Origin of the sequence: Mycolicibacter sp. MU0102 (genome assembly GCF_963378105.1) — a bacterium.
Lineage (GTDB): Bacteria > Actinomycetota > Actinomycetes > Mycobacteriales > Mycobacteriaceae > Mycobacterium > Mycobacterium holstebronense.
This window is the reverse complement of record NZ_OY726398.1, coordinates 1998990-2025223: the sequence shown is the minus strand read 5'-3', so window position 1 is coordinate 2025223 and position 26234 is coordinate 1998990. Positions and strand designations below refer to the sequence as shown.

Annotated in this window: 21 protein-coding genes; 10 read left to right on the top strand and 11 right to left on the bottom strand. The window is 68.7% G+C overall.

Annotated elements, in window-relative coordinates; genetic code table 11:
* Nucleotides 1-43 precede the first annotated feature (43 nt).
* Nucleotides 44-4078 (bottom strand): PE family protein, encoded by a 4035-nt coding sequence (locus tag RCP37_RS09385; protein WP_308486590.1) that lies wholly within the window; start codon nucleotides 4076-4078, stop codon nucleotides 44-46.
* A gap of 142 nt (nucleotides 4079-4220) precedes the next feature.
* A complete protein-coding gene (locus tag RCP37_RS09380) occupies nucleotides 4221-5126 on the bottom strand; it encodes an adenylate/guanylate cyclase domain-containing protein (protein ID WP_308486589.1) in 906 nt (301 codons plus the stop codon).
* A 155-nt stretch (nucleotides 5127-5281) separates the two neighbouring features.
* On the opposite strand from RCP37_RS09380, the gene RCP37_RS09375 reads away from it, so the two are divergent.
* Entirely contained in the window at nucleotides 5282-6400 is a 1119-nt protein-coding gene (locus RCP37_RS09375) for an oxygenase MpaB family protein (RefSeq protein WP_308486588.1), read from the top strand.
* Here the strand turns inward: RCP37_RS09375 and RCP37_RS09370 are convergent.
* Genes RCP37_RS09370 through infC form a run of 4 tightly spaced genes read right to left on the bottom strand, consistent with a single transcriptional unit; the run spans nucleotide 6397 to nucleotide 8521 of the window.
* A complete protein-coding gene (locus RCP37_RS09370) occupies nucleotides 6397-7179 on the bottom strand; it encodes a TrmH family RNA methyltransferase (protein WP_308486587.1) in 783 nt (260 codons plus the stop codon). The two genes, RCP37_RS09375 and RCP37_RS09370, sit on opposite strands and share 4 nt — an antisense overlap.
* A gap of 14 nt (nucleotides 7180-7193) precedes the next feature.
* Entirely contained in the window at nucleotides 7194-7583 is a 390-nt protein-coding gene (gene rplT, locus RCP37_RS09365) for a 50S ribosomal protein L20 (RefSeq protein ID WP_308486586.1), read from the bottom strand.
* Between the two features lie 57 nt (nucleotides 7584-7640).
* Nucleotides 7641-7835, bottom strand: a complete 195-nt coding sequence (gene rpmI / locus RCP37_RS09360) for a 50S ribosomal protein L35 (RefSeq protein WP_240175882.1) — start codon at nucleotides 7833-7835, stop codon at nucleotides 7641-7643.
* A 26-nt stretch (nucleotides 7836-7861) separates the two neighbouring features.
* Nucleotides 7862-8521 (bottom strand): translation initiation factor IF-3, encoded by a 660-nt coding sequence (infC, locus tag RCP37_RS09355; RefSeq protein ID WP_308487014.1) that lies wholly within the window; start codon nucleotides 8519-8521, stop codon nucleotides 7862-7864.
* 345 nt (nucleotides 8522-8866) lie between these two features.
* On the opposite strand from infC, the gene lysX reads away from it, so the two are divergent.
* From lysX to RCP37_RS09335, 4 genes are read left to right on the top strand one after another with little or no spacing between them, the layout of a single operon-like run.
* Nucleotides 8867-12214: a bifunctional lysylphosphatidylglycerol synthetase/lysine--tRNA ligase LysX gene (gene lysX / locus RCP37_RS09350; RefSeq protein ID WP_308486585.1), complete on the top strand. Its 3348-nt coding sequence runs from the start codon at nucleotides 8867-8869 to the stop codon at nucleotides 12212-12214.
* 59 nt (nucleotides 12215-12273) lie between these two features.
* Nucleotides 12274-13617 carry an alpha/beta hydrolase gene (locus tag RCP37_RS09345; protein WP_308487013.1) on the top strand — a complete coding sequence of 448 codons (1344 nt, stop codon included), beginning with the start codon at nucleotides 12274-12276 and terminating at the stop codon, nucleotides 13615-13617.
* Between the two features lie 10 nt (nucleotides 13618-13627).
* Nucleotides 13628-13867: a PspA/IM30 family protein gene (locus RCP37_RS09340; RefSeq protein WP_308486584.1), complete on the top strand. Its 240-nt coding sequence runs from the start codon at nucleotides 13628-13630 to the stop codon at nucleotides 13865-13867.
* A 3-nt stretch (nucleotides 13868-13870) separates the two neighbouring features.
* Nucleotides 13871-15046 carry a winged helix DNA-binding domain-containing protein gene (locus tag RCP37_RS09335; RefSeq protein ID WP_308486583.1) on the top strand — a complete coding sequence of 392 codons (1176 nt, stop codon included), beginning with the start codon at nucleotides 13871-13873 and terminating at the stop codon, nucleotides 15044-15046.
* Between the two features lie 12 nt (nucleotides 15047-15058).
* On the opposite strand, the gene RCP37_RS09330 is transcribed toward RCP37_RS09335, so the two are convergent.
* Nucleotides 15059-15814, bottom strand: a complete 756-nt coding sequence (locus tag RCP37_RS09330) for a hypothetical protein (RefSeq protein ID WP_308486582.1) — start codon at nucleotides 15812-15814, stop codon at nucleotides 15059-15061.
* 89 nt (nucleotides 15815-15903) lie between these two features.
* Here RCP37_RS09330 and RCP37_RS09325 point away from each other — a divergent pair, with 89 nt between their 5' ends.
* Nucleotides 15904-16536: a TetR/AcrR family transcriptional regulator gene (locus RCP37_RS09325; RefSeq protein ID WP_308486581.1), complete on the top strand. Its 633-nt coding sequence runs from the start codon at nucleotides 15904-15906 to the stop codon at nucleotides 16534-16536.
* A 15-nt stretch (nucleotides 16537-16551) separates the two neighbouring features.
* On the opposite strand, the gene uvrA is transcribed toward RCP37_RS09325, so the two are convergent.
* The gene (uvrA, locus tag RCP37_RS09320) at nucleotides 16552-19458 is read right to left on the bottom strand and encodes an excinuclease ABC subunit UvrA (RefSeq protein ID WP_308486580.1); all 2907 of its coding nucleotides are present in this window, start codon (nucleotides 19456-19458) and stop codon (nucleotides 16552-16554) included.
* 57 nt (nucleotides 19459-19515) lie between these two features.
* Here uvrA and RCP37_RS09315 point away from each other — a divergent pair, with 57 nt between their 5' ends.
* On the top strand, nucleotides 19516-20202 hold the full coding sequence (locus RCP37_RS09315) for an MBL fold metallo-hydrolase (RefSeq protein ID WP_308486579.1): 687 nt from the start codon (nucleotides 19516-19518) through the stop codon (nucleotides 20200-20202).
* Nucleotides 20203-20215: 13 nt separating this feature from the next.
* Here RCP37_RS09315 and RCP37_RS09310 read toward each other — a convergent pair whose 3' ends face one another.
* Nucleotides 20216-20662: a universal stress protein gene (locus RCP37_RS09310; protein ID WP_240175877.1), complete on the bottom strand. Its 447-nt coding sequence runs from the start codon at nucleotides 20660-20662 to the stop codon at nucleotides 20216-20218.
* A 178-nt stretch (nucleotides 20663-20840) separates the two neighbouring features.
* Between RCP37_RS09310 and RCP37_RS09305 the strand changes: the two genes are divergently transcribed.
* Nucleotides 20841-22457 carry a glycosyltransferase family 39 protein gene (locus RCP37_RS09305; protein WP_308486578.1) on the top strand — a complete coding sequence of 539 codons (1617 nt, stop codon included), beginning with the start codon at nucleotides 20841-20843 and terminating at the stop codon, nucleotides 22455-22457.
* A gap of 4 nt (nucleotides 22458-22461) precedes the next feature.
* Here the strand turns inward: RCP37_RS09305 and RCP37_RS09300 are convergent, their stop codons facing one another.
* The gene (locus RCP37_RS09300; RefSeq protein WP_308486577.1) at nucleotides 22462-22821 is read right to left on the bottom strand and encodes an Rv2640c family ArsR-like transcriptional regulator; all 360 of its coding nucleotides are present in this window, start codon (nucleotides 22819-22821) and stop codon (nucleotides 22462-22464) included.
* 102 nt (nucleotides 22822-22923) lie between these two features.
* Here RCP37_RS09300 and RCP37_RS09295 point away from each other — a divergent pair, with 102 nt between their 5' ends.
* Both RCP37_RS09295 and arsB read left to right on the top strand, forming a co-directional pair.
* On the top strand, nucleotides 22924-23319 hold the full coding sequence (locus tag RCP37_RS09295) for an ArsI/CadI family heavy metal resistance metalloenzyme (RefSeq protein ID WP_308486576.1): 396 nt from the start codon (nucleotides 22924-22926) through the stop codon (nucleotides 23317-23319).
* Nucleotides 23319-24821, top strand: coding sequence for an ACR3 family arsenite efflux transporter (gene arsB / locus RCP37_RS09290; protein ID WP_308486575.1), 1503 nt, complete (start codon nucleotides 23319-23321; stop codon nucleotides 24819-24821). The genes RCP37_RS09295 and arsB overlap by 1 nt, the downstream gene beginning before the upstream one ends.
* Here arsB and RCP37_RS09285 read toward each other — a convergent pair.
* Nucleotides 24773-26203, bottom strand: coding sequence for an MFS transporter (locus RCP37_RS09285; RefSeq protein WP_373693170.1), 1431 nt, complete (start codon nucleotides 26201-26203; stop codon nucleotides 24773-24775). The genes arsB and RCP37_RS09285 overlap by 49 nt on opposite strands.
* Between the last annotated feature and the right edge of the window lie 31 nt (nucleotides 26204-26234).

Below are 26234 nucleotides of genomic sequence, written 5' to 3'. Positions count from 1 at the left end.
ACGAAAGCCCCGCACGCGGTGTGCGGGGCTTTCGTCGTGTGGGTTAGGGCGCCTTGTGCACGGCGCCCGCGCCGCCGGCACCGCCGTCGACACCGGTAGTGCTGGTGGGTGCGGCGGGCTTGGTGCCGGCCGTGCCGGCCACGCTGCCCGACTTGCCGCCGGTGCCACCGGTGCCGCCGGCACCGCCCTTGGTGCTGCCGACGCCATTGCCGCCGTCGCCACCCTTGCCGCCCGTGCCACCGTCGCCGGTGGTGTCGGTCGCGGTGCTACTGCCGCCGGCCCCGCCTGCCCCGCCGGCGCCGACCTGGACGGCCTTGCCGTTGGTGGGTGCGGTGCCGCCGCCGGACGTCAGGCTGCCGCCGTTGCCGCCGACACCACCGGCACCGCCATCGCCCTTGGAGCTGTTGCCGCCGGCACCACCTGCTCCGCCGTTCTGAGCCCGCCAGCTGCCGTCGCCGCCCTCGCCGCCGTCACCGCCCTTGCCGCCGTCGCCCGTGGTTCCGGTGCCGCCGGCACCGCCATTGCCGCCGGCGCCGCCGGAACTGAACAGGTTGCCCCCGGCTTTGCCATCGAATCCCGCACCACCCTTACCGCCGGCACCACCGTCTACGCCGTTGCCACCAGCGCCACCATTGCCGCCGCTGCCGTTGAAGGCGAGGATCTGGCCCTTACCGGCCAGGTCACCGTTGGCGTCGTTCCAGCCACTTGCTTTCGCGCCGGCACCGCCCTCGCCGCCCGCGCCGCCGGTCTTGTCAGCACTGGCTCCACCGGCACCGCCGTTACCACCAGCACCGCCGGTAATGGTGCCTTGACCGCCGGCACCACCGGCGCCGCCAATTCCACCATTGCCGGACTCGACGGTCGGAGCGGGCGTTTCATCATCGTCGCTGGCGCTTCCGCCGTTGGCAGGCGGAGCCGGGACGGAGGCAGCGCCACCGGCACCACCGGCACCACCGGCACCTCCCCAGATGACCCGTGCTCCGACATTCTCGGCGACGCCGCCACCGGCACCACCGGCGCCACCGGCACCACCGTCACCGGTAATTGCGGTGCCGCCAGCTCCACCTGCGCCGCCGGCACCAGATACGCCGAGGATCGTGCCGGACCCGAAGACCTTGTTGGGGAAGGTGTCGATTCCCCAGGTTCCGTCGGACCGCCAGCCGGTGGCAATGCCGCCCGTACCGCCCTTGCCACCCGTGCCGCCGTCGGCTCCCTCGGCGGTCGCTGCGCCACCCTTGCCGCCGGCGCCGCCCTTACCGCCGTACTGGCTACCCACGGCACCGTTGGCGCCGTCGCCACCCTTGCCGCCATTACCGGACTCGGTCCCGCCGGCGCCGCCATTACCGCCAGCGCCGCCGTTGCCGCCGGTCGTTGCGCGACTCGGGTCGGTGTCCGGGTCCACGTAGGCGTTTCCACCGCTTCCACCGGTGCCGCCGTTGCCGTGGACGCCGCCGGTACCGCCGTCACCGCCCGTGCCGCCGCTCCAGTGGGTTTCGTCGCCATCGGCACCGGCACCACCGGTACCGCCGTGCACGCCGCCGATATTGGCACCCGCTCCATCGTCGCCGGCCTGGCCTGCTGCGCCATCGTTACCGGCCCCGTTGCCCGCCGCACCGGCGGCGCCGCCTTCGCCCACGGAGCCCACGTCGCCCGCGTTGCCGCCCTTTCCGCCGGAGCCGTAGCCGTACTGGCCCTTCACCGTCCAGTCGCCCTTGTCACCGGTGCCACCATTGCCGCCCGCGCCCGCGTTGCCGCCCGCACCGCCGTCACCGCCGCTGCCGTTGGTGCCGGACTCGGAGTCACCGCCGGCGCCACCGGCGCCGCCCTTGCCGCCGTTGAAGCCGTCGCCGCCGTTGCCGCCGTTGCCGGTTCCGGTTTCGAAGTCGCCCGTCGAGCCCTCAATGCCGTGGTCACCGTGGCCGGCGTTACCTCCGTCACCACCGGCACCACCGTTGCCGGATTCGGATGCCCCGCCGGCACCGCCCGCACCGCCGTTGCCGCCGTCGCTGCGGGAACCGCTACCGCCGTTACCGCCGCTACCGCCATTGCCGCCGTTGCCGGTGGTTCCCGCCCCGCCGTTGCCGCCTGCACCACCGTGGCCGCCGAAGACCCCGTCGGCGCCCTTACCGCCATTGCCGCCGCTGGTGTGGCTGCCGTCGGCGTCGGCGCCGTTACCGCCGGCGCCACCATTGCTGGCCTCGAAGGGCTGGGTGTTGCTGCCATCCGCGCCCTTTCCACCGCCTTGCGCGTCTGTGTCGCCTGCCTCGCCGCCGGCGCCACCCTTGCCGCCGCTGTCACCGTTGGCTCCGGCCTTGCCGCCGTCGCCGCCGTTGCCATTGCCTTCGTTGGCCCAGCTGCCGTTCGCGCCTTTACCGCCGTCACCGCCCGCGCCGACGGCACCACCGGCGCCGCCGGAACCGCCGTTGCCGGACGTGCCCGCCTTGCCGGTCTCGTTCTTCAGCTCGCCGGCCGCGCCGCCCTTACCGCCGGCACCACCGTCGAAGCCGTTGCCGCCCTTTTCGCCGTCTTCACCGGCCCCGTTGTTGGTGCCGGCCGTACCTCCGTTGCCGTTAGTGCCCTTAATACCGTCGTGCCCGGCACCGCCGGTACCGCCGACACCGCCGTTGCCGGCATTGCCCGACTCGGTGCCGCTCGCACCGCCCTTGCCGCCGACACCGCCGGTGCCACCGACGGCGCCGTCGCCCGCCATGTTGTTCTCGTTGGTCCCGCCCACACCACCGGCACCACCGGTACCGCCGGTGCCACCGTTGCCGATCTTGCCGCCGTCACCACCGACACCACCGTTACCGCCGGTGCCCGCCTCGTTGGTGGCGTCACCAGCACCGCCTGCGCCGCCCATACCGCCGGCACCGCCGTTGCCGCTCTCGCCGCCACTGCCGCCGTTGCCACCGGCGCCGCCGTTGCCTGCCGCCTGGCCGCCCTCGGCGTCGACACCGGCACCACCGACGCCGCCCTTGCCGCCGTCACCGTTGATGGTGCTGGCGTCACCGTCCACACCCTTGTTGCCGAGCGAGCCACCCGCGCCGCCCTTGCCACCGGCACCGGCCGCGCCGCCAGCACCACCGTTGCCGCCGACGCCACCATCGGCGTGGTCCTCGTCTCCAGCAGCACCGGTACCGCCCTGGCCTCCGGCACCACCGGCACCGCCCTTGCCACCGGCACCACCGGTACCGAACAGCCCCTTCGAGGCGCTGCCGCCGTTACCGCCGGTACCACCGGCGTTGCCGGCGTCACCGACTGCACCGGCGCCGCTGTTGGTACCCCACACACCGTCGTCACCCTGGCCGCCGGCCGTGCCGGTGCCGCCGGCGCCGCCCGCACCGCCGAGGCCGAACAGCCAGCCCTGCGCGTCGCCGCCGTTGCCGCCGTTGGCGCCCAGGCCGCCCGCACCACCGGCACCACCGATACCCATGAACGAGCCGCCGGCACCACCGTCGCCACCGGCCTGGCCGGCCGTGCCGGCTCCGCCGGCGCCGCCGTTGCCGAACAACCCGGCAGCGCCGCCGTCTCCGGGTGCAATGGCGTCTTGACCGTCTTCGCCGTCTTCACCGGGGACAGCGGCCTGACCGGCGTAACCGGCCCCGCCACTGCCGAACCAGATACCGGCCGCACCGCCGTCAGGGTGCTCGGCGGTACCGGCGGCGCCGTCGCCCAGATACATCTGGCCCTCGGGCGCCCAGCTGTTGACCATGTCGACCAGCCAGGAGTTGGCCGGATTGTCGATGAACGAGTCCACCATCGTGTAGATCGGCTGGTAGACCAAGGCGTTGAAGATCGTGGTCAGGTCGAACACGGGGGTGTCGGCAGCGAGGCCCGGGTCGGCCGCCGCGTCGAACCAGGATCCGATGTCCCAGGCGTTGCTGTCCCAGCCGGTGTCCGAGCCTGAGACCGGGGTGAACAGGTCAGTCAGCCAGTCGAAGTCCCAGTCGGCATTCGCTGTGGGGGCCGCCGCCAGGGGCGCCATGCCGAACGTCAGGAACGCCGCCGCCGTGCCACCGGCACCAACCAGCCGATTCGTCTTACGGCGGTTGTTCCGACGCTGCTGCCGACCTGACATGTTTCCCCGCTTCTGCGTTAAGGCGACCTGTGTAAACCGGTCAAATAGTTACCTTGCTCACCGCAGGGTATTCCAAGGAACGGGGTTCATCCACTCGTGTGAGCCAACCTGACCGGCCCACAAGGAAGTTAATGACGCCCAATCAGTCGGCGTCTGAAGGGCTCTGGCGAACTACCTTCAGGCGGTACATCGTCAGATCCGCCGGTACGCCGCTGGTCTTGGCGGCGAGCACCTGACGGCGTGCTCGCTTGGCAACCACGCCCAGTTCATCGAGGGCGGCCGGGTCGATCCGTTCCAAAGTCGGCCCGGAAACCACGATCCCGCCCTTGGCGGCGCGTTCCATCACCCGGGCGGCAATGTTGACGTCCACGCCGAGCCAGTCGTCGGCCAGCCGCTGGGGGCGGCCGGTGTGGATGCCGACCCGCATCCGCGGCGTGTGCCCGTTGACCTCGACCTCCCGGATGCCCTCTTGTGCCTGCAGGACTGCGGCGACGGCGACCAGCGGGTCCCGGAACACGGCCATCAGCCCGTCGCCCATTCGTTTGACGATGCGACCACCGGCGTCCAGCAGCGGCGGCTCGATCGCCCGCGACACCCGCCGCAGCAGGGTCAGGGTGGCGTCGTCGCCGGACTGCAGCGACCACGTTGAGAAGCCGACCAAATCAGTGAAGACCAGCGTTGCCTCAGCATCGCCCGGCGCCCGCGACATCCGTTGGGTCAGGGCCTGCCAGACCTGCAGCGCGCCCAGGCTGACTTCGCGGGAGGCCGCCGAGCGATCCCCCATCAGGCGGTCGGCCGCCCGCGCGGCGGCCTGCGGTCCCCCATCTCCGGCGGTGGACAGCGGATCACCGAATTCCGGATCCCCGGGCAACACGCGCCGCACCCGCCGAACCAGGTCCACGATCCGCACGTCGTTGGTGGTCCGATTCAGCCAGGCCGCGGCCTCATCCAGGGAGAACGACGGGCGGCGATTGGGGCTGGGCTGGTCGGACATCTCCACCGCCTCCCCGAGCCCATCAGCCTGCCGAGGGGCCGGCTCGAGGTCCATGAGATTCAGGGTAGGTGGCGCTCGCCGAGACCGGCAACGACCCCGACAGTGGCACACGACACGATTGGCAATTTCGGGGCGACGCGCCACAACGAATGTAGACAACGATCGTTGTCACAATTATCGTAGTTTCAGGTTCCCAGACAGGAGACGTGATGACCGTTACGCCGACCGCGTCCGTTGAGCGGGCGCCGGCGCCCGCCGACGAAAGTGCCCCGAGCATTGCCAAAAGTGCTCCGAAACCCGCTCCGGCGGTGGAGCCGTTGAACTCCGATTCGTTGACCTGGAAGTACTTCGGTGACCTGCGCACCGGCATCATGGGCGTTTGGATCGGCGCCATCGAGAACATGTACCCCGGCCTGGGCGCCGGCGTGACCGAGCACTCCAGCATCTTGAGCGAGCCGATGCAGCGCGTGACACGGTCGGTGTACCCGATCATGGGCGTGGTCTACGACGGCATGCGGGCCCAGCACACCGGCGCCTCGATCCGCGACTACCACCGCGACATCAAGGGGGTCGACGAGAAGGGCCGGCGCTATCACGCGCTGGACCCCGACACCTTCTACTGGGCGCACGCCACGTTCTTCATGTTGATCATCAAGCTCGCCGAATACTTCGACGGTGGGCTCACTTTGGCCGAGAAGCGCCAGCTCTTCGACGAGCACGTGCAGTGGTACCAGATGTACGGCATGAGCATGCGCCCCGTACCGAAGTCCTGGGAAGAGTTCTGCGAGTACTGGAACCGGGTGTGCGAGGACGAGCTGGAGCTGACCCCGGCCGCCATCGACATCTTGAACATCCGCATCCCCAAGCCGTGGTTCGTCCCCATGCCCGACGCGGTGTGGCACCAGATGTTCAAGCCGGCGCTGGCCGCCCAACGCTGGGTGGCGGCCGGACTGTTCGAGCCGGCGGTGCGGGAGAAGGCCGGTCTGCGCTGGTCAGAGGGCGACGAGGTGCTGCTACGACTGCTGGGCAAGGTCAGCCACGTGGCATTCAGCTTCGTGCCCGACGAGATTCGGCTGCACCCGCGCGCGCTGGCCGGATACCGACGCGAGCAGGGCAAGATCCCCAGCGACACACCGCCGATCGAAGCCCCGTGGTTCAGCGGACCGCCAAAAGACCGGCGCCACAGCGGAATGCACTATGTCCCGCCGGTCAGTGCGGGCATGAAGCTGGTCGAGCGCGCCGGGGCGCTGATGCACAGCACCTTCTCGCTGGCCGCCGGCAGCGGTCTGACCCCGCGACCGCCGCGCCGTAAGCCCAAGGCCGCCTAAGCGCGGCGCTGGGCTCGCGCGCTCTGGTAGAGGCAGATCGCTGCTGCGGCAGCAACATTGAGGCTTTCAGCGCCGCCTGCCATCGGGATGTGCACCCGGTGGTCGGCGGCGGCTGCGGCCTCGGCCGGCAATCCCTGGGCTTCCGGACCGAACAGCCAAGCGGTGGGCGCGGCCAGCACCGGATCGGCGTCGTCCAGGCTCAATTCGCCGTCCAGGGCCGTCGCCAGTACCTGCACTCCCGCCTGTCCCAATGCGGTGAGCACGGCATCGGTGTCGGAGGCCACTACGACTGGAATGTTGAAGATGCTGCCCGCGGACGAACGCAGGCACTTGCCGTTATAGGGATCGACGCTGTTGCCGGTCAGCACCACCAGGTCGGCGCCGGTGGCGTCGGCGATGCGAATCAGGGTGCCGGCGTTACCGGGCTCGCCGATGCCCACGGCCACCGCCACCAGCCGCGGCGCCTCGGCCAGCAACGTGTGCAGCTCCGCTTCGGCGTGCGCGCACACGGCGACCAATCCGGACGGAGTGACGGTGTCCGACAAGGCTTTTGCTGCACGATCTGTCACCAGTTGGACCGGTACCTGCGCGCAGGCCAGCAGCTCGTGGTGACGTTGCGCCGCCGACTCGGTGGCGAAGACCTCGAGGACCAGACCGCGAGAGATCGCGGCCTCGATCAGATTGGGCCCCTCGGCCAGGAAGCGCTGTTCGCGCTTCCTGGCCACGTGCCGATGCAGCTTGACCGCCGCGACCACCCGGGCCGAACGTTCGGTCAGCATCGGCTCGGTTCGGGTCAGGCAGCCTCGCCCGACGGCGCGTTGACGTCCGCGGGCAGCGCGGCCCGAGCGACCTCGACCAGCGCGGTGAACGCAGCCGCGTCGCTGACGGCGATCTCGGCGAGGTTCTTGCGGTCCACCTCGACACCGGCGGCCTTGAGGCCCTGGATCAGCCGGTTGTAGGTGATGTCGTTGGCGCGGGCCGCCGCGTTGATGCGGGAGATCCACAGCTTCCGGAACTCACCCTTGCGGGCACGACGGTCCCGGTAGGCGTAGGTCATTGAGTGCAGCTGCTGCTCTTTGGCCTTGCGGTACAGCCGCGACCGCTGGCCACGGTAACCCTTCGAAGCCTTCAGGACTGTACGGCGCTTCTTCTGGGCGTTGACTGCGCGCTTCACGCGTGCCATGGGGTGTTCCTACTCTCGTTGGGCGTAAGGGGAATTGCGATGCGGAGAAAGCGGCAATTAGCCGTTCAGCATCGCGTTGACGCGCTTGGTGTCGCTGGCAGCCACGTCGGCGCGGCCGGCCAACCGGCGCATGCGAGTGCTCGGCTTGTGCTCGAGCAGGTGGCGGGCATTGGCCTTCTGCCGCACGATCTTGCCGGTTCCGGTGCGACGGAACCGCTTCGAAGCGCCGCTGTGGGTTTTCGCCTTAGGCATGTTTCCTCAGTTCTGGTGTCGGGTTTTCAGTTCTCGGGCTGCGGCTCGGCCGCGTCCGCCGCGGGGGCGGGAGCGGTGGCGGGTGCGGGGTGAGCGCCTCCACCAGCGTCCTCGGCAGCCTTGGCACGGGTTTTCGCGCCGCGGTGCGGTGCCAGCACCATCGTCATGTTGCGTCCGTCTTGCTTGGCGGAGGTCTCAACGAAGCCGTACTCGGCAACGTCGGCGCCTAGCCGCTGCAGCAGGCGGTAGCCGAGCTCGGGCCGGGACTGCTCACGGCCGCGGAACATGATCGTCACCTTGACCTTGGCCCCGGCTTCGAGGAAGCGGACCACGTGGCCCTTCTTCGTCGCATAGTCGTGGTCGTCGATCTTGGGACGCAGCTTCTGTTCCTTGACGACGGTCTGCTGCTGGTTCTTGCGAGACTCGCGCTCCTTCTGAGCCGCCTCGTACTTGTACTTGCCGTAGTCCATGATCTTGCAGACCGGCGGTTTGGCGGTCGGTGCGACTTCGACAAGGTCGAGATCGGCATCCGCGGCGACGCGAAGCGCATCTTCGATGCGCACTATGCCTACCTGCTCCCCGCCCGGGCCGATCAAACGAACCTCAGGTACACGAATGCGCTCGTTGACGCGGATCTCAGTGCTGATGGGACCTCCTTGGGTAGTCTTCGGTCGCGGCCGCCGCAGTGCTCGTCCGGACGCAGCGGCGCTGACCCCACCCACCAGCAAAAAAGCCCTGCACGAAGCAGGGCCCATACCGACCGATCACGGCCTGAATAGCATCAAGCCGCCTGCGCATCGCGCAGAGCAGGCGGTTCACACCGCCTGCGACCGGACCACTGAGCCGCCAGGATTGCTCCTCGACTAGTGGTGGGAGGGAACTCCACTTGCTGTCCTGGCGTACGCCGGGACGGTCGCGTTAGGGAGTCTAGCAGCTGTTCAGCAGTTGTTCCGCCCCGCGATCATCCCCACCGGCGATTCCACACGTCCTTTTCGTCCTTTTCGCGGTTTTCCTGCTTATTCTCGCGGGCTATGACCCTGACAGTGCCGCCCGTGCCGCGCTCGCGCAGCCGCTCGAACACCCGGTTGCACTGGGTGCCCTCCGCGGCCGCCTGGGCCGTCGGCATCGCCGCCACATTGTCACTGCTGGCGAGCATGTCACCGGTGATCCGGTGGGCGATCCGGGTGCCTCGGGAGTTCATCGACAAATACCTGTTCAACTTCCCCGACACCAGCCTGGCCTGGGCGTTCGTACTGGCCCTGCTGGCCGCCGCGCTCAGCGCGCACAAGCGCATCGCCTGGTGGTTGCTGATCGCCAACCTGGTGGTCGCCGGCGGCTGGAACGTCAGCCGGCTGGTGTCGGACACCTCCGACCGTTTCCAAGTCATCAGCGGTGTCGCGGGCCTGGCCCTGCATGTGGTCGCGATCGTGGTCCTGGTGTTGGCCCGCGACGAGTTCTGGGCCAAGGTACGGCGCGGAGCGCTGCTCAAGTCCGCCGCGACGCTGATCGCCGGGTGGGCAGTGGCGATTCTGCTGTGCTGGGGGCTCATCGAGCTGTTCCCCGGCACGGTGACACGCCCGTTGCGACTGCCCTACGTGGTGAACCGGGTGGTCGGCTTCGGGCTGCTCGAACCGGACTTCTTCCCCGGCAAACCGGACTTTGGGCTCAAGGCCCTGTGCGGGCTGCTCGGGGCGCTGGCCCTGATCATCGCGGCCATCGTGCTGTTTCTCTCGCAACGCTCCGACAATGCCCTCACCGGCCAGGACGAGTCGGCGATCCGCGGGCTGCTCGAGCAGTACGGCCAGAACGACTCGCTGGGCTACTTCGCCACCCGCCGCGACAAGTCGGTGGTGTTCGCCCCCAACGGGCGCGCCGCCATCACCTACCGGGTAGAGGTGGGCGTCTGCCTGGCCAGTGGCGATCCGGTGGGCGACCCGCGGTCGTGGCCGCAGGCCATCAACACCTGGTTGCGGGTCTGCAAGGACTACGGCTGGGCGCCCGGCGTGATGGGCGCCAGCTTCGCCGGCGCGCAGGCCTACCGCGACGCCGGACTGAGCGCTCTGGAACTGGGCGACGAAGCAATCTTGCGACCCTCGGAGTTCAAACTGTCCGGCCCGGACATGCGCGGGGTACGCCAGGCGGTCACCCGGGCCCGGCGCTCGGGCCTGACGGTGCGCATGCGTCGGCACAGCGAGATCGGCGCCGACGAGATGGCCCGCGTCATCAAACACGCCGACGCCTGGCGCGATACCGAATCCGAGCGCGGGTTCTCCATGGCGCTGGGCCGGCTCGGCGATCCGGCCGACGCCGACTGCCTGCTGGTCGAGGCGGTACGCGGAGATCCGCGCACCGGGGAGGTCGTGGCGATGCTGTCGCTGGTGCCGTGGGGGCACAGCGGGGTGTCGCTGGATCTGATGCGCCGCTCCCCGCAATCCCCCAACGGCACCATCGAACTGATGGTCAGCGAACTGGCACTGCAGGCCACCACCATCGGCGTCAGCCGGATCTCGTTGAACTTCGCGATGTTCCGGGCCGCCTTCGAGCAGGGCGCGCAGCTGGGCGCCGGCCCGGTGCTGCGACTGTGGCGGCGGCTGCTGATGTTCTTCTCCCGCTGGTGGCAGCTGGAGACGCTGTACCGATCGAACATGAAGTATCGGCCGGAATGGGTGCCGCGCTATGCCTGCTACGAGGACGCCCGGCTGATCCCCCGCGTCGGGGTGGCGTCGGTGATCGCCGAAGGCTTTCTGGTGCTGCCCTTCTCGCGGCGCAACGAGCAGCACACCGGACACCACTCGGCCGTGCCGGCGACGGTGGCCGCCGCCGGGCGCCTGCACAGCGACGGGACCGCACCCGACACCATCGACGGCGGTGCCGTCGGTGACTTCACCGAGCCCGGCGAGACGCTCCCCCGGCTTCCCGAACAGGTCCGGGTCCGGATGGCCAAGCTGAAATCGTTGCAGGACAGTGGCGTCGATGCCTACCCGGTGGGCGCCGCGCCCAGCCACAGTGTGACCCAAGCCCTGGCCAGCGACACCGAAGAGACCGTGTCGGTGGCCGGGCGGGTGTTGCGGATGCGCGACTACGGCGGGGTGCTCTTCGCCCAGCTGCGTGACTGGTCCGGTGAGATGCAGTTGCTGCTCGACGATTCGGTGCTCGCACACGCCGACGGTGACGCGCGCGCCGCGGACTTCAGCGCGGGTGTCGATCTCGGCGACCTGGTCGAGGCGACCGGCCGGATGGGCCAGAGCCGCAACGGGACACCGTCGCTGCTGGTGACGCACTGGCGGCTGGTCGGCAAATGCCTGCGACCGCTGCCCGACAAATGGAAGGGCCTGACCGACCCCGAGGCCCGGCTGCGGACCCGCTACGTGGACCTGGCGATCAACACCGAAGCGCGTGAGCTGATCGCAGCCCGCAGCAATGTGCTGCGCTCCATCCGGGACACCTTGTTCGCCAAGGGGTTTCTGGAGGTCGAGACCCCGATCCTGCAGCAGCTGCACGGTGGGGCCAACGCGCGCCCGTTCGTCACCCACATCAACGCCTACGACTTGGACCTGTATCTGCGGATCGCCCCGGAGCTCTATCTCAAGCGGCTGTGCGTGGGCGGGGTGGAGCGGGTGTTCGAGCTGGGCCGGGCGTTTCGCAACGAGGGCGTCGACTACAGCCACAACCCGGAGTTCACCCTGCTGGAGGCCTACCAGGCCCACGGCGACTACCTGGCCTGGATCGACGGGGCGCGCGAGCTGATTCAGAACGCCGCGGTGGCGGCCAACGGTGCCCCGGTGGTGATGCGACCGGGCGCCGGCGACAAGCTCGAAGCGGTCGACATCTCCGGGCAGTGGCCGGTGCGCACCGTGCACGACGCGGTGTCCGATGCGCTCGGTGAGCAGGTCGATGCCGGCACCGATGTGGCCACGCTGCGCCGGTTGTGCGACGGTGCCGGCGTCCACTACCTGCGGCAATGGGATGCCGGGGCGGTGGTGCTCGAACTCTACGAGCACCTGGTCGAGGCCCGCACCGAGCAGCCCACGTTCTACACCGACTTCCCCACCTCGGTCTCGCCGCTGACCCGGCCGCACCGCAGCAAGCCGGGAGTGGCCGAACGGTGGGACCTGGTGGCGTGGGGTGTGGAGCTGGGCACCGCCTACAGCGAACTCACCGATCCGGTGGAGCAGCGCCGCCGTTTGCACCAGCAGTCGCTGCTGGCCGCCGGCGGGGACCCCGAGGCCATGGAACTCGACGAGGACTTCCTGCAGGCCATGGAGTACGCGATGCCGCCCACGGGCGGACTGGGCATGGGCGTGGACCGCGTCGTCATGCTCATCACCGGCCACAGCATCCGGGACACGTTGCCGTTCCCGCTGGCCAAGCCACGTTGAGCCGCATTCCGGTCCATCATGGAGGGGTGATTCTGGCGAGTGGCGAACACACCTCGCTGATGCATGGCTGGATCCCGGTCACGGTGCAGGCGGCGGCGGTGTTGGCGCTGGTTCTGGCCGTGGGCTGGCGGTCGCGCCGCTGGCTGTGGCGGCTGCCGTTGATCGGTGCCCTGGGGCTCGCCGCGGCGGGATGCGCGTACTGGTTCGCCACCGACGACGGCCTGTCCGGTCAGCCGCCGCCGATAACCCTGTGGCTGTGGATCGCGCTGACCGGCGCCGCCGCGGCGCTACTGGTCTTGGGCTGGCGCGGTGCGGCCTGGTGGCGACGCGGCATCGCCATTCTGGCGGTGCCACTGTGTCTGATCAGTGCGGGTTTGACCCTCAATGCCTGGGTCGGTTACTTCCCGACCGTGCAGAGCGCCTGGGGCAACCTGACGTCGGGGCCGCTGCCCGACCAGAGCGACATAGCCGCGGTGGATGCGATAGCCGGCTCGGGCACCGTGCCCGAGCGCGGCCACGTGCTGCAGGTGACGATCCCCGCCGACGCTTCGCATTTCAAACATCGCGGCGAACTGGTGTACCTGCCTCCGGCGTGGTTCGCCCAGAATCCGCCGCTGCCGCTGCCGGCCGTGATGATGATCGGCGGCGAGTTCAACACGCCTGCCGACTGGCTGCGCTCCGGGGGCGCCATCAAGGCCGTCGACGACTTCGCGGCCGCCCACCACGGCAATGCACCGGTGCTGGTGTTCGTCGACTCGGGTGGTTCCTTCAACAACGACACCGAATGCGTCAACGGCCCGCGCGGCAACGCCGCCGACCATCTGACCGAAGACGTGGTGCCGTACGTGATCTCACACTTCGGGGTCAGCCCCAAACCATCGCAGTGGGGTGTGGTCGGCTGGTCCATGGGCGGCACCTGCGCGGTCGACCTGACCGCGATGCACCCCGACAAGTTCAGCGCCTTTGTCGACATCGCGGGCGATCTGAGCCCCAACGCGGGAACCCGCTCGCAGACCATCAGCCGGCTGTTCGGCGGCAGCGTCGACGCCTGGGCGGCGTTCGACCCGTCGACGGTGATCGCCAAGCATGGCCGGTATTCCGGGGTGTCGGGGTGGTTCGCGGTCGACGGCAGCGCCACCAAGGCCGATGCCGGTGGCCAGCTCGCCGCCGCGAAGTCGCTGTGCACGCTGGGCCAGGCCAACGGCATCGACTGCGCCGTGATCTCCGAACCGGGCCAACACGACTGGCCGTTCGCCGGAAGGGTGTTCACCCACGCACTGCCGTGGTTGGCCGCCCGGCTGAGCACCCCGGGGGTGGCGCCGGTTCCGTTCCCGGACACCTCGTCCGACGCGGCCGGCCGGCACCCGCCCGACACGCCGGCTCATCGAACCCCGGGGCGGTAACGTGGCCACCATGGGTGACGATCCGAGCGACCAGCAGGCCGACGGCGGATACGACGCCACGGGCGTGCCGACGTTCGACTCGGTGCGCGAGAAGATCGAGCGCCGCTATGAGACCTCGATCGGCGCCCAGGAGCTGGATTCGGAGACACCCGAGGGCCGCACCGTCGAGAAGCAGTTCGAGGACCGCCAGCGCGCTGCCGCCGACCGGCTGGAGCAGATCCGCAAGTCGATGCACGAGGGTGAGCACTGACCGGTGCGCACCTTCACCATCGCCGAACGGCGAAAACGTTTGGCGCGCAGACATTTTCTTGCCCCCGACACCGCTGACGAGCCGATCGACCGGATCGTGGCAACGCTGGTCGGGCTGCACGCTACCGATCCCGCCACCCCGTACCTGTCGCTATGGGCGCGGCGATCAGGGTTCGCGGTGGGCGACCTACACGACGCCCTGTATGAAAAGCGTTCTTTGGTCAAGCATCTGGCGATGCGCCGCACGCTGTGGGTGTTCGACCCCGCCGACCTACCCGCCGTGCAGGCCGCGGCCAGCGACCGGGTGGCCGACACCGAACGGCGCAAGCTGATCGCCGATGTGGCCAAAGCGGGCGTGGCCGATGACGGCGACACGTGGCTGACCCAGGCTGCGGCCGCGGTGTTGCGGCACCTCGATGAGAACGGACCGGCCAGCAGCATCGCGCTGCGCGCGGCCCTGCCAGAGCTGGCCGGCACCTACGATCCCGCGCCCGGCAAGACCTACGGCGGCCAGACCCATCTGGCGCCGCGCGCACTGACCGTGCTGGGCGCGCAGGGCCACATCGTGCGGGGCCCCAACGATGGCGGCTGGACTGCGTCGCGCCCGCAATGGACGACCGCGACGAGCTGGCTCGGTGAACTCGGCGCCCCGATGACCGCCGAGCCGGCGCAGACCCAGTTGGTCCGAACCTGGCTGCGGGCGTTCGGCCCGGCCACCGCCGAGGACATCAAGTGGTGGTTCGGTACCACCAAGACGGTGGTCCGTAAGGCGTTGAGTGAGATCGGCGCCGTCGACGTGGACCTGCACGGCACGGCCGGGTATGCGTTGGCCGACGACCTGGAGCCCGAACCCGAGCCCGAGCCGTGGGGTGCGCTGCTGCCGGGCCTCGACGTCACCACGATGGGCTGGTATCAGCGCGACTGGTACCTCGGCGAGCACCGCGGCCAGCTCTTCGACAACAACGGCAACGCCGGGCCCACCGTGTGGTGGAACGGCCGGATCGTCGGCGGCTGGTATCAGGACGCGGCCGCCGAAGTGCAGCTGCAGCTGCTCGAAGACCCGGGCGCCCAGGCCCGTGCCGCGCTGAACCAGCGGGCGCAGGAGCTCACCGCATGGCTGGACGGCGTGCGGGTGCCGCCGCGGTTCCCGTCGCCGCTGGTGAAGGCGGCAGCGCGTTGAGGGCGTGCTTGCCTACGCGGCGAACTGCTTCTTGAGCATCGCATACCCCCAGGCCAGTACCAGCCAGGGCGCGATCAACCACGGGCCGTTCAGCAGAACGAACTTGACGCCCAGATCCATGAAGCTGTCGGTGTTGATCGACGGGAAGCCGGCGATAATTTCGGTGCCGTAGTAATACCAGGTCAGGACGGTGTGCGTGACGGCTGTCGACATCACCAGCAGCGTTCCCCGGTAGTCGGCGAACTTGGACCGGAACAGCAGGACGAGTCCGGTGACGCCCACGCAGGCGTTGATCACCGACAGCACCTCGATCATCAAGAAATTGGGTTCGGCGTGTAGGTAGCGCAGGTCGCCGCCGTCGATGTAGTTCCACCAGGGGTACGCCCACGCCGCATCGCGGGCCCCGGCGATGGCCTTGTGCAGAATCAGCCAGCCGAGCTCCCAGGTCAAATGCGTTACGTAGGAACAGATCACGAACGGCAGAACCACCGCCTGGAGGCGTTGGAATCGGGTCCACGTCCGAAGCGAGGGTACCGGCAGGAACGCCGCAAAGATGCCCAGGAAGTAGGCGGCGGTCGCCTGCACGACCATGGCGTCGGCGATGAAGGAACGGTCGACGCCGCTGTGAAATGCCAAGTAGCTGTATGTCGGAAACGCCAGGACCAGCGAGCCGAACGCCACGATCCATACGATGCGCAGTCCGCGCGAGCGCGGCAGTGTCGCCGAAATCGGCGGCGGGGTTTCCCGGCTCAGCTCGGCGGTCGCCATCGGCGCACCTCTCTCGTCCCGATCGGACATCCGGAGTAATCACGATTCTGTGAAGCAGAATCATGATTACTGTGGCACCGTAGCACCTCGTGGACACTGAGCCAACGATCGCCGACATGGCCGACGCACGCAGGGCCATGTACCAACAGCAGATCGTGGCCGCAGCCGAGTACGAGTTCAGTCGCACCGGCTTCGCCGACGCACGGGTGAGCGACATCGCCAAGACCGCCGGGGTGTCACTGGCGACGATCTACAAGTACTTCGCCGGCAAGGACGAGATCTGGGACGCCCTCAACGCCGCGCGCATGCAGGAGTTCGTTGCCGCCGTGCGCGTCCGCACAGACGAAATCGACTCCCCGCTCGAGGCGATCCTGGCCGGAGCGCGTGCCGAGGTTGAGTTTTTCGCGGCACATCCGCACTTTCTGCAGCTGCATATCAATGAGGGCCTGAGCTGGGCATCGGCCTCAGCCGAGTTGGGCCGAGGCGGTCAGCGGGCAGCGTGGCGAACGGGTATGGACATGATCACCCGGGCAGCCGAGATCGCGGCGGACGCCGGTCAGATCACCCACCTGCCTCCGCGAATCGCTGCGGCACTGGTCATCTCGGCCTTGCAGATTTGGCTCACCGACTGGGTCTCGGCAGGCAAGGCCGAGCCGGTCGAGGCTGTCGCCGACGCTGTCGTGCGGCACCTGCGACTCAGCCTCGGCGCCGAGCCGGCTTAGCCAAGCAGATGCGCGCTAAGCGCTGACCTTACGACGGCGCTTAGTGGCCTTGGGGGGTTTGGCCGGTGCGCCCAGGATTTCGGCGAGGAACTTGCCGGTGTAGCTCTCCGGCACCGCAAGCACGTCCTCGGGTGTGCCGGTGGCCACCACCGTCCCACCCCCGGCGCCGCCCTCGGGACCCATGTCGATGATCCAGTCCGCGGTCTTGATCACGTCGAGGTTGTGCTCGATGACGATCACCGTGTTGCCCTTGTCGACCAGACCGTTGATCACGACCAACAGTTTGGCGATGTCCTCGAAATGCAGTCCAGTGGTGGGCTCGTCGAGGATGTAGACCGTCCGGCCGGTGGACCGCTTCTGCAGTTCGGAAGCCAGCTTCACCCGCTGCGCCTCTCCCCCGGACAGCGTCGGCGCCGGCTGGCCCAGCCGCACATATCCCAGCCCGACATCGACCAGGGTGCGCAGGTAGCGGTGGATGCCGGTGATCGGCTCGAAGAACTCCGCCGCCTCCTCGATGGACATGTCCAGCACCTCGGCGATGGTCTTGCCCTTGTAGTGCACCTCCAGGGTCTCCCGGTTGTAGCGGGCACCGTGGCAGACCTCACAGGGCACATAGACATCCGGCAGGAAGTTCATCTCGATCTTGATGGTGCCGTCGCCGGTGCACGCCTCGCAGCGGCCGCCCTTGACGTTGAACGAGAACCGGCCGGGCTGATAGCCGCGGACCTTGGCCTCGGTGGTGGCGGCGAACAGGGTGCGGATCTTGTCGAACACTCCGGTGTAGGTGGCCGGGTTGGACCGCGGCGTGCGCCCGATCGGTGACTGGTCGACCCGCACCAGCTTGTCCAGGTGATCGAGTCCGGTGATCCGGGTGTGCCGGCCAGGCACCAGCCGGGCGCCGTTGAGTTTGTTGGCCAGCACCGTCGCCAGAATGTCGTTGACCAAGGTCGACTTGCCCGAGCCGGACACCCCGGTGACCGCGGTGAGCACGCCGAGCGGAAACGCCACGTCAACGCCGGACAGGTTGTGCTCGCGGGCGCCGACCACCCCGAGTTGGCGCTTGGCGTCCACCGGCCGGCGGTTCTCGGGAACCGCAATGCTTTTCGCGCCGGACAGGTAGGCGCCGGTGATCGAGTCGGTGTTGGCCAACAGGTCACTGTAGGGACCGCTGTGCACGATCTTGCCGCCGTGCTCGCCGGCCGCGGGGCCGATGTCGACGATCCAGTCGGCGTGCGCGATGGTGTCCAGGTCGTGCTCGACGACGATCAGGGTGTTGCCCAGATCGCGCAGCCGCACCAGGGTTTCGATCAGCCGCCGGTTGTCGCGCTGATGCAGCCCGATCGACGGCTCGTCGAGCACGTAGAGCACCCCGACCAGGCCCGACCCGATCTGGGTGGCCAGCCGAATGCGTTGCGCCTCACCACCGGAGAGCGTTCCAGCGGCCCGTGACAGCGTCAGGTACTCCAGTCCGACGTCGAGCAGGAAGCTCAGCCGGGACTGGATCTCTTTGAGCACCTGCCCGGCGATGGCCTGCTCGCGCGGGCCCAGGGTCAGGGCGTTGAGGAAGTCCGCGCAATCCGCGATCGACAGCTCACTGACCTGCGCGATGGATTTGCTGCCGTAGTCGCCCGCGGCCAGCGTCACGGCCAGGATCTCCGGTTTGAGCCGGGTGCCGGCACACTCCGGACACGGCACGTCACGCATGAACCCGGCGTAGCGTTCCTTCATCTGCTCGGATTCGGTCTGCTCCATCTTGCGTTGCAGGAACGCCATCACACCTTCGAAATCGGTGTAGTACGAGCGCGTCCGGCCGTAGCGGTTGCGGTAGCGCACGTGCACCTGCTCGTCGGAGCCCTCCAGGATCGCCTTGCGGGCCTTGGCCGGCAGTTTGCGCCACGGAGTGTCGACGTCGAAACCCATCGCCTCACCGAGGCTGGCCATCATCCGGGTGAAGTACTCGCTGGTGGGACCCATCGACCAGGGCACCACCGCGCCCTCGGCCAGGGTGCGGTCGGCGTCGGGCACCACCAGGTCGGCGTCGACCTCCTTGCGGATGCCCAGGCCCGCGCACTCCGGGCAGGCCCCGTAGGGCGAGTTGAACGAGAACGACCGCGGTTCCAGGTCGTCGACCGAGAGCGCGTGCGCGTTGGGGCAGGCCAGCTTCTCGGAGAAGCGCTGCTCGCGGTGTGGATGGTCGTCGTCCCGGTCGACGAATTCCAGCACGACGATGCCGTCAGCCAGGCCCAGCGCGGTCTCCACCGAATCGGTGAGCCGCTGCTTGGCCGACTCCTTGACGGTGAGGCGGTCGACGACCACCTCGATGTCGTGCTTCTCCTGCTTTTTGAGCTTGGGCGGATCGGTCAGTGAATGCACCACGCCGTCCACCCGCACCCGGCTGTAGCCCTGGGTGTTGAGCTTCTCGAAGAGGTCGGCGAACTCGCCCTTGCGGGTGCGCACCACCGGTGCCAGCACCTGGAACCGCAGACCCTCGTCCATGGCCAGCACCTGGTCGACGATTTGCTGCGGGGTCTGGCGGGCGATCCGCTCGCCACAGACCGGGCAGTGCGGGGTCCCGGCGCGGGCGTAGAGCAGCCGCAGGTAGTCGTAGACCTCGGTGATGGTGCCGACCGTCGAGCGCGGGTTGCGGTTGGTGGACTTCTGGTCGATGGACACCGCCGGCGACAGGCCCTCGATGAAGTCGACGTCGGGCTTGTCCATCTGGCCCAGGAACTGGCGGGCGTAGGCCGACAGGGATTCGACATAGCGGCGCTGGCCCTCAGCGAAGATGGTGTCGAAGGCCAGCGAGGATTTACCCGAACCGGACAGCCCCGTGAACACGATCAACGCGTCACGCGGCAGGTCCAGATCCACACTGCGCAGGTTGTGTTCCCGCGCACCCTTGACGATCAGCCGGTCAGCCACGGGTCCATGCTAGGTGGCGCTACCGACAACCAGCTCAGGGCCAGTACCGTGACGGTCATGACCTCCCAGATCGCGGTGGACGACAACTACACCGGACACGTCGAACCCGGAACCGCGGCGCGGCGCACCCTGCCCGGGGCCACCATCATCAAGGCGTCGGTGGGCCCGATGGACAACAACGCCTACCTGGTGACCTGCACCAACACCGGCAAGACGCTGCTGATCGACGCGGCCAACGACGCCGAGAACCTGGTGGCGCTGGTGCGCGAGCATGCCCCGGACGTGGCGCTGATCGTCACCAGCCACCAGCACTTCGACCACTGGCAGGCGCTGGCCGCGCTGGCCGAGGCCACCGGAGCGCCGACGGCCGCGCACGCCCTGGACGCCGAGCCGCTGCCGGTCACCCCGGAGCGCATCCTGGCCGACGGCGACATTGTGACGGTCGGCGATCTGAGCTTCGATGTGATCCACCTGCAGGGCCACACCGAGGGATCGGTGGCGCTGGCCCTCGACGGCGCGGCCACCGGCGGCGTGACGCAGCTGTTCACCGGCGACTGCCTGTTTCCCGGCGGTGTCGGAAAGACTTGGCAGCCCGGGGATTTCGAGCGCCTGCTGGGTGCCGTGAGCCGCAAGGTGTTCGACCGATTCGGCGACGACACCGTCGTCTACCCCGGGCACGGCGATGACACCGTTTTGGGGGTCGAGCGCCCGCACGTGGCGGAGTGGCGCGAACGGGGTTGGTGAATCGCCCCGCCGGCTAGCCGGTGGTGTGAACGATCAGCACGTCGATCTTGGAGCGCCGCGACACGTTGGCCGGCACCGACCCGAGCAGCCGCCCGGCGATAGTGCTCAGGCCGACGTTGCCGACCACCAGCAGGTCGGCCTTGACCGACTCCGCCAGCTCCACCAGCGCGTCGACCGGAGCGCCGACGATGGCCTTCTCCTCGACCTCGTAGGCCCCGGCGTTGATCGCCCGCTCCTTGGCCTCCTTGAGGATGGCGTAGATCGGGGCGTTGCCCGAAGCCTTGTAGCCCTCGTCCTTGAGGGCGTCGGCGGCGCGGGGGTCGTCGGCGTGCGGCAGGTAGGCGGTCGCGATGATGACCTTGGCGCCCTCACCGGATGCCAGGTGAGCCGCGCGGTCGACGGCGCGCAGCGACGAGTCCGAGCCGTCCGTACCGACCACTACGGTCTTGTAGCCGCTCATTGGTAACCCTCCCGGTGCATTGGTCGCGTGTTCGCAAATTAAGCCATGGCGACATTAACGCGTCGACGGCCCCGATGGGGGCGATTGGCGTCACATGTCGTTTGCGGCGCGGCGCGCCCAGCCGCCTGACCGGCCAGAAAGCCCCATTTGGCAAGCCCCGTGACGTAGCTGACATGCCGTGTCCAACGGTAACGTGGAATGTCATCACCGTCACCGCTACCGACAGCGCACGCCGTTGAGCCAGGTATTGAGCCCGGCCCCGGTGCATACTGAGGCGGGTCCGCCACTGCGCCAACCACGCTCGCCGGATGCGGCCGTAATCGCCGTCGCGGCAACGGTGATCAGCGTCATCGGCGCGAGCCGGCCGTCGCTGTGGTTCGACGAAGCAGCGACTATCTCGGCGGCGACGCACCGCTCACTTCCGGAACTGTGGCGATTGCTCACTCACATCGACGCGGTACACGGGCTGTACTACCTGGTCATGCATGGCTGGTTCGCGGTCTTTCCCGCGACCGAATTCTGGGCGCGGGTGCCGAGCAGTCTGGCGGTCGGACTAGGGGCCGCCGGCGTGGTGGTGCTGTCCCGCGGGTTCACCGGCCGGCAGGTATCGGTGTGCGCCGGTGCGCTTTACGCAATATTGCCGCGGATGACGTGGGCGGGCGTCGAGGCGCGCCCGTATGCGTTCTCGGCGATGGCCGCGGTCTGGCTCACCGTGCTGTGGGTGACCGCGGCCCGGCGCAACACCATGCGGCTGTGGGTGGGCTACGGCGTGGCGGTCGTGGCGGCGACGCTGCTGAACACCTTCACCGTGCTGATGGTGGCGGTACACGCGGTGGCGCTGCGACAGGTGGGCGCCGACGATTCCGCGAGGCGGAGATGGGCTGCGGCGGCCGGTATCGGGTTGGCCGCGCTGGCCCCGTTCCTCTGGTTCGGCCAGGGGCAGATCCGGCAGGTCGCCTGGATTCATTCGCTGAACCCGCACACCGTCATCGAGATCGTCCAGCAGCAGTACTTCGACAACAGTGCGCCGTTCGCGATCCTGGCGTGGCTGCTGCTCGCCGGCGCCGTCGTCGCCGTCCGGAACGGCGCCCGCCGGTCCCCCGACGCCGAGACGCGACGGCTGGCGGCGCTGTGCCTGGCCTGGATGCTGATCCCGACCGTGGCCGCGCTGGCCTATTCGGTGCTGGTGAAACCAGTTTATTACCCGCGGTATTTGATCAGCACGGCTCCGGCGATGGCGATCGCGCTGGCGATCGCGGTCACCACAATCGCCACTTCGCGCCGCACCGTCATCGGCGTCGTCGCCCTACTGACGATCGCTGCGGTGCCCAATTACGTTGTCAATCAACGTGATCGCTACACCAAAGAAAAAGGCTGGGACTACAGCGCGGTCGCCGACGTGATCGTCGCGCACGCCCAGCCCGGGGACTGCCTGCTGATCGACAACACCACCCGGTGGCTACCCGGCCCGATCCGGGCGCTGACCGCCGCGCGTCCCGAGGCGTTCGCGAAGCTGACCGACCCCGGCCTGGGGCCGCACCGCCAAACCCTGGGGCGGCTGTGGGACGGGCACCTGTCGGTGACGGCGCTGAAAGATCAGTTCGACCGCTGCCCCACCATCTGGACCATCACCGATCACGACCGCAGCCTGCCGGCCCATCAGCGGGCGGTGATGTTGCCGATGGGCACCCGGTTTGCGCGCACCCCCGACGGCCAGATGCTGCACGCGCTGCGCTTCCACGTCGTTGAACGCTGGCAGTTCACCTTCGCCCAGGTGATCAAGTCCACCCGCTGACCGGTTAGGTACAGCAGTTGGGGTCCAGGGCCGCGCACAATGCCTGCAAAGCCTCCGGACGCACCCGGTGGAACATGTTCATCCCCCGCCGGTCGGAGACCACAAAGCCGGCCTTGCGCAGCTGTGTCAGGTGGTGACTGACCGTGGATTCGCTCAAGCCCAGAGCCGTGGCCAGGTCGCCGGACTTCTCCTCTCCGGCAGCCGAGCTGAACAGATACGACACGATCTTGACCCGCACCGGATCCGCTAACGCCTTGAGCCGCAACGCGATCTGCAATGCATCGGGGTCAGTCATGGGCCCTGCGGCAACCGGGGCGCAACACACCGGCGCGGTCGTGTCGATCACCGGCAACGCTTTGGGCATGCCTCCATACTGACACACTTCATTGACATATATCGAAATAGTGGGCATGCTGACCCCAGGATCGCTAGTTCGACATATGTCGCACAACCGGAGGTGGTTGCCATGTCCCGCGTACAGCTCGCACTCAACGTCGACGACCTCGATGCCGCAATCGCGTTCTACTCCCGGTTGTTCGGTACCGAGCCGGCCAAGGTCAAGCCCGGCTACGCCAATTTCGCGATCGCCGACCCGCCGCTGAAGCTGGTCCTGCTGGAGAACCCAGGCCACGGCGGGACGCTGAACCACCTCGGCGTCGAGGTGTCCTCCAGCGAGATCGTCCACGAGGAGATCACCCGCCTGACTGCGGTGGGCCTGTTGACCGAGGAGGAGATGGGCACCACCTGCTGTTACGCCACCCAGGACAAGGTCTGGGTCAGCGGCCCAGACCGAGAGCGCTGGGAGGTCTACACCAAAATCGCCGATGCCGAGTCCGCCGCAGCCCCGGCCTCGTGCTGCTGATGATCGACGACGCAACGACGACACAGCTGTCCACCCTGGATCGATTGCTACCGGTCTGGATCGGACTGGCCATGGCCGCCGGCCTCGCGCTGGGACGGATGATCCCGGGTCTGGGCGACGGCCTCAGCGCGGTGCAGATCGACGGGATCTCGCTGCCGATCGCCGCCGGACTGCTGATCATGATGTATCCCGTGCTGGCCAAGGTCCGCTATGACCGGCTCGACACCGTCACCTCGGATCGGCGACTGCTGATCAGCTCGCTCCTGCTCAACTGGGTTGTCGGCCCGGCGGTGATGTTCGTCCTAGCCTGGCTGCTGCTGGCCGACCTGCCCGAATACCGCACCGGGCTCATTGTGGTCGGCTTGGCCCGCTGCATCGCCATGGTGATCATTTGGAACGACCTGGCCTGCGGGGACCGCGAAGCCGCCGCCGTCCTCGTCGCGCTCAACTCGGTCTTCCAGGTCGTCATGTTCGCCGTGCTGGGCTGGTTCTACCTTTCCCTGCTACCCGGCTGGCTGGGCCTGCCGCAGACGAGCATCGAAGTCTCGCCCTGGCAGATCGCCCGGTCGGTGGCGATCTTCCTCGGTATACCGCTGGCCGCCGGATACCTGACCCGCCGTGTGGCCGAACGCGCCAAGGGCCGCGACTGGTATGAGAGTCGGCTCCTGCCGCGGATCGGGCCCTGGGCGCTGTACGGACTGCTCTTCACGATCGTCATCCTTTTCGCGCTACAAGGCGATCAGATCACCCACCAGCCCCTGGACGTGGTCCGTATCGCAATCCCGCTGCTGGCCTACTTCGCGATCATGTGGGGCGGCGGCTACCTCGTCGGGGCGGTTCTCGGCCTGGGCTATGCGCGCACCACCACCTTGGCGTTCACCGCCGCCGGCAACAATTTCGAGCTCGCCATCGCGGTGGCGATCGCCACTTGGGGCGCCGCCAGTGGCCAAGCACTGGCCGGGGTGGTCGGGCCCCTGATCGAGGTGCCCGTCCTGGTCGGTCTGGTCTACGCGTCGCTGGCTCTGCGGAACCGCTTCACCGCACCCACCAGACCCAGCGTGTTATTCGTCTGCGTGCACAACGCAGGTCGCTCGCAAATGGCCGCGGCACTGCTGCGCCACCTCGCCGGTGACCGCATCGAGGTCCGTTCCGCCGGCACCGAACCCGCCGACCAGATCAACCCCCGCGCCGTTGCTGCCATGGCCGAGATCGGCATCGACCTCAGCACCAGCACACCCAAGGTGCTCACCGCCGACGCCGTCGAGTCCAGCGACATCGTCATCACCATGGGTTGCGGCGACACCTGTCCCTACTTCCCGGGCGTGTCCTACCGCGACTGGAAACTCGACGATCCTGCCGGTCAGCCGCTCGACACCGTCCGCGCCATCCGCGACGACATAACCAGCCACGTCAACGCGCTCATCGCCGAACTCTTGCCGGATGTCGCACCGGGTCAGGCGGCGCCGCCGACGAGCTCGCCGGCACCCCGGCTGGCCCGGTAGGCGACCACGAATCCCATTGCGGCGAGCACGGCGAAGATCGCGAACAGCCAGCGGGCCGCGGGCTGACCGGCGCTCATCGCGGTGTTGACCACCAGGCCGGCGATGCCTGCACCGAACGCCCCGCCGATCAACGTGACGGTGTTGACGGCGGCGGCAGCGGTTCCGCCCTCGGCAGGATCGTCGACGCAGCTCATCGCCCACGCCGACAGGTGCGGCCAGCCGGCGCCGACACCGATGCCGACGACCAGCAGAGCCAGCGCCCAGATCGCGCCGACCGCGGTCGGGTTGTAGTGGCTCATCCGGGCGAACGCGACCACCGCCAAACCCGCCGACATCACCAGCGGCGCGCTGATCACCAGGCCGATGACCACCCGCACCTTGCTCACCGACGCGCTGGCGATCTCGCTGAACGTCCAACCGGTCGACAGCGCCGCGCCCAGGAAGCCGGCCATCACCGGCGGCAGGTGGGCCAACCGCTGCCCGAGCAGCGGGATGTACAGGTTGGCCTTGGTGGTGGCCATCAGCAGGCCCAGGGTCAGGTAGATCCATTTCTCGCGGCCGGGCTGGAAGGCGCTGGACGGCAGCACCGCCGCAGACGAGCGCCGGTCCACGACCAGAAACACGGCCAGCAGGGCCCCGCCGACCAGTAGCAGCCCCATCGCAGCGACCAGGCTGCGCGGCAATTGGGCGACACTGACCGCCAGTGCGGCACCGCCCAGCAGCAGCAGCGACCGCACCGGGAACTTCACGGGTTCGCCGCGGTGCCCGGTGCTCCCGGCGGGCAGCACCACGCTGACCGCCACGCCCATCGCCACGGTCAGTATCGCCATGAGTCCGAACGCCCACCGCCAGATGCCGAACTGGGCGAACAGGCCACCGGCCGCCGGGCCGACCAGGGTGCCGACACCCCACATGGCGGACACCAGCCCCGAGGCCCGGGTCCACAGCCAGCTGGGCAGGACGGCGTTGATCAGCGCCCATCCCAGCCCGGCCAACAGGCCGCCGCCCATGCCCTGCAGGGTGCGGCCGATCAACAGGACTTCCATCTCGGGCGCCAGCGCACAGAGCACCGTGCCCAGGCCGAAGGACAGCAGGCCGATCAGGTAGGCCAATCGGGAACCCACTCGGACCAGCACCGCGTTGGCCGCGGCTGCGGCGATCACCGATCCGACCAGGTACAGGGTGGTCACCCAGGCGTAGAACCGCTCGCCGCCGATGTCCTTGATGGTGTTGGGCAGCAGGCTGATCGTCAGGAACTCGTTGGTGGCGTACAGGGCCACACCGCCAGCCAGAACGGCCGCGGTGCCCAAATAGCGCCTACCGAGCAGCTCACGCCAGCTGCCAGCGCTTACAGCGGAGTCATGCACCACTGCTTCAGTCAGTTCCACCACCGCTTGCAGTCAATCACGGATC

Coding starts and splice junctions, on each gene's coding strand:
- RCP37_RS09345 (WP_308487013.1), top strand. CDS start 12,274: ATGCATGGCTGGATCCCGGTCACGGTGCAGGCGGCGGCGGTGTTGGCG.
- RCP37_RS09315 (WP_308486579.1), top strand. CDS start 19,516: ATGACCTCCCAGATCGCGGTGGACGACAACTACACCGGACACGTCGAA.
- arsB (WP_308486575.1), top strand. CDS start 23,319: ATGATCGACGACGCAACGACGACACAGCTGTCCACCCTGGATCGATTG.
- RCP37_RS09375 (WP_308486588.1), top strand. CDS start 5,282: ATGACCGTTACGCCGACCGCGTCCGTTGAGCGGGCGCCGGCGCCCGCC.
- RCP37_RS09340 (WP_308486584.1), top strand. CDS start 13,628: ATGGGTGACGATCCGAGCGACCAGCAGGCCGACGGCGGATACGACGCC.
- rpmI (WP_240175882.1), bottom strand. CDS start 7,835: ATGCCTAAGGCGAAAACCCACAGCGGCGCTTCGAAGCGGTTCCGTCGC.
- RCP37_RS09380 (WP_308486589.1), bottom strand. CDS start 5,126: ATGGACCTCGAGCCGGCCCCTCGGCAGGCTGATGGGCTCGGGGAGGCG.
- RCP37_RS09310 (WP_240175877.1), bottom strand. CDS start 20,662: ATGAGCGGCTACAAGACCGTAGTGGTCGGTACGGACGGCTCGGACTCG.
- RCP37_RS09300 (WP_308486577.1), bottom strand. CDS start 22,821: ATGCCCAAAGCGTTGCCGGTGATCGACACGACCGCGCCGGTGTGTTGC.
- lysX (WP_308486585.1), top strand. CDS start 8,867: ATGACCCTGACAGTGCCGCCCGTGCCGCGCTCGCGCAGCCGCTCGAAC.
- rplT (WP_308486586.1), bottom strand. CDS start 7,583: ATGGCACGCGTGAAGCGCGCAGTCAACGCCCAGAAGAAGCGCCGTACA.
- RCP37_RS09330 (WP_308486582.1), bottom strand. CDS start 15,814: ATGGCGACCGCCGAGCTGAGCCGGGAAACCCCGCCGCCGATTTCGGCG.
- RCP37_RS09295 (WP_308486576.1), top strand. CDS start 22,924: ATGTCCCGCGTACAGCTCGCACTCAACGTCGACGACCTCGATGCCGCA.
- RCP37_RS09370 (WP_308486587.1), bottom strand. CDS start 7,179: ATGCTGACCGAACGTTCGGCCCGGGTGGTCGCGGCGGTCAAGCTGCAT.
- RCP37_RS09385 (WP_308486590.1), bottom strand. CDS start 4,078: ATGTCAGGTCGGCAGCAGCGTCGGAACAACCGCCGTAAGACGAATCGG.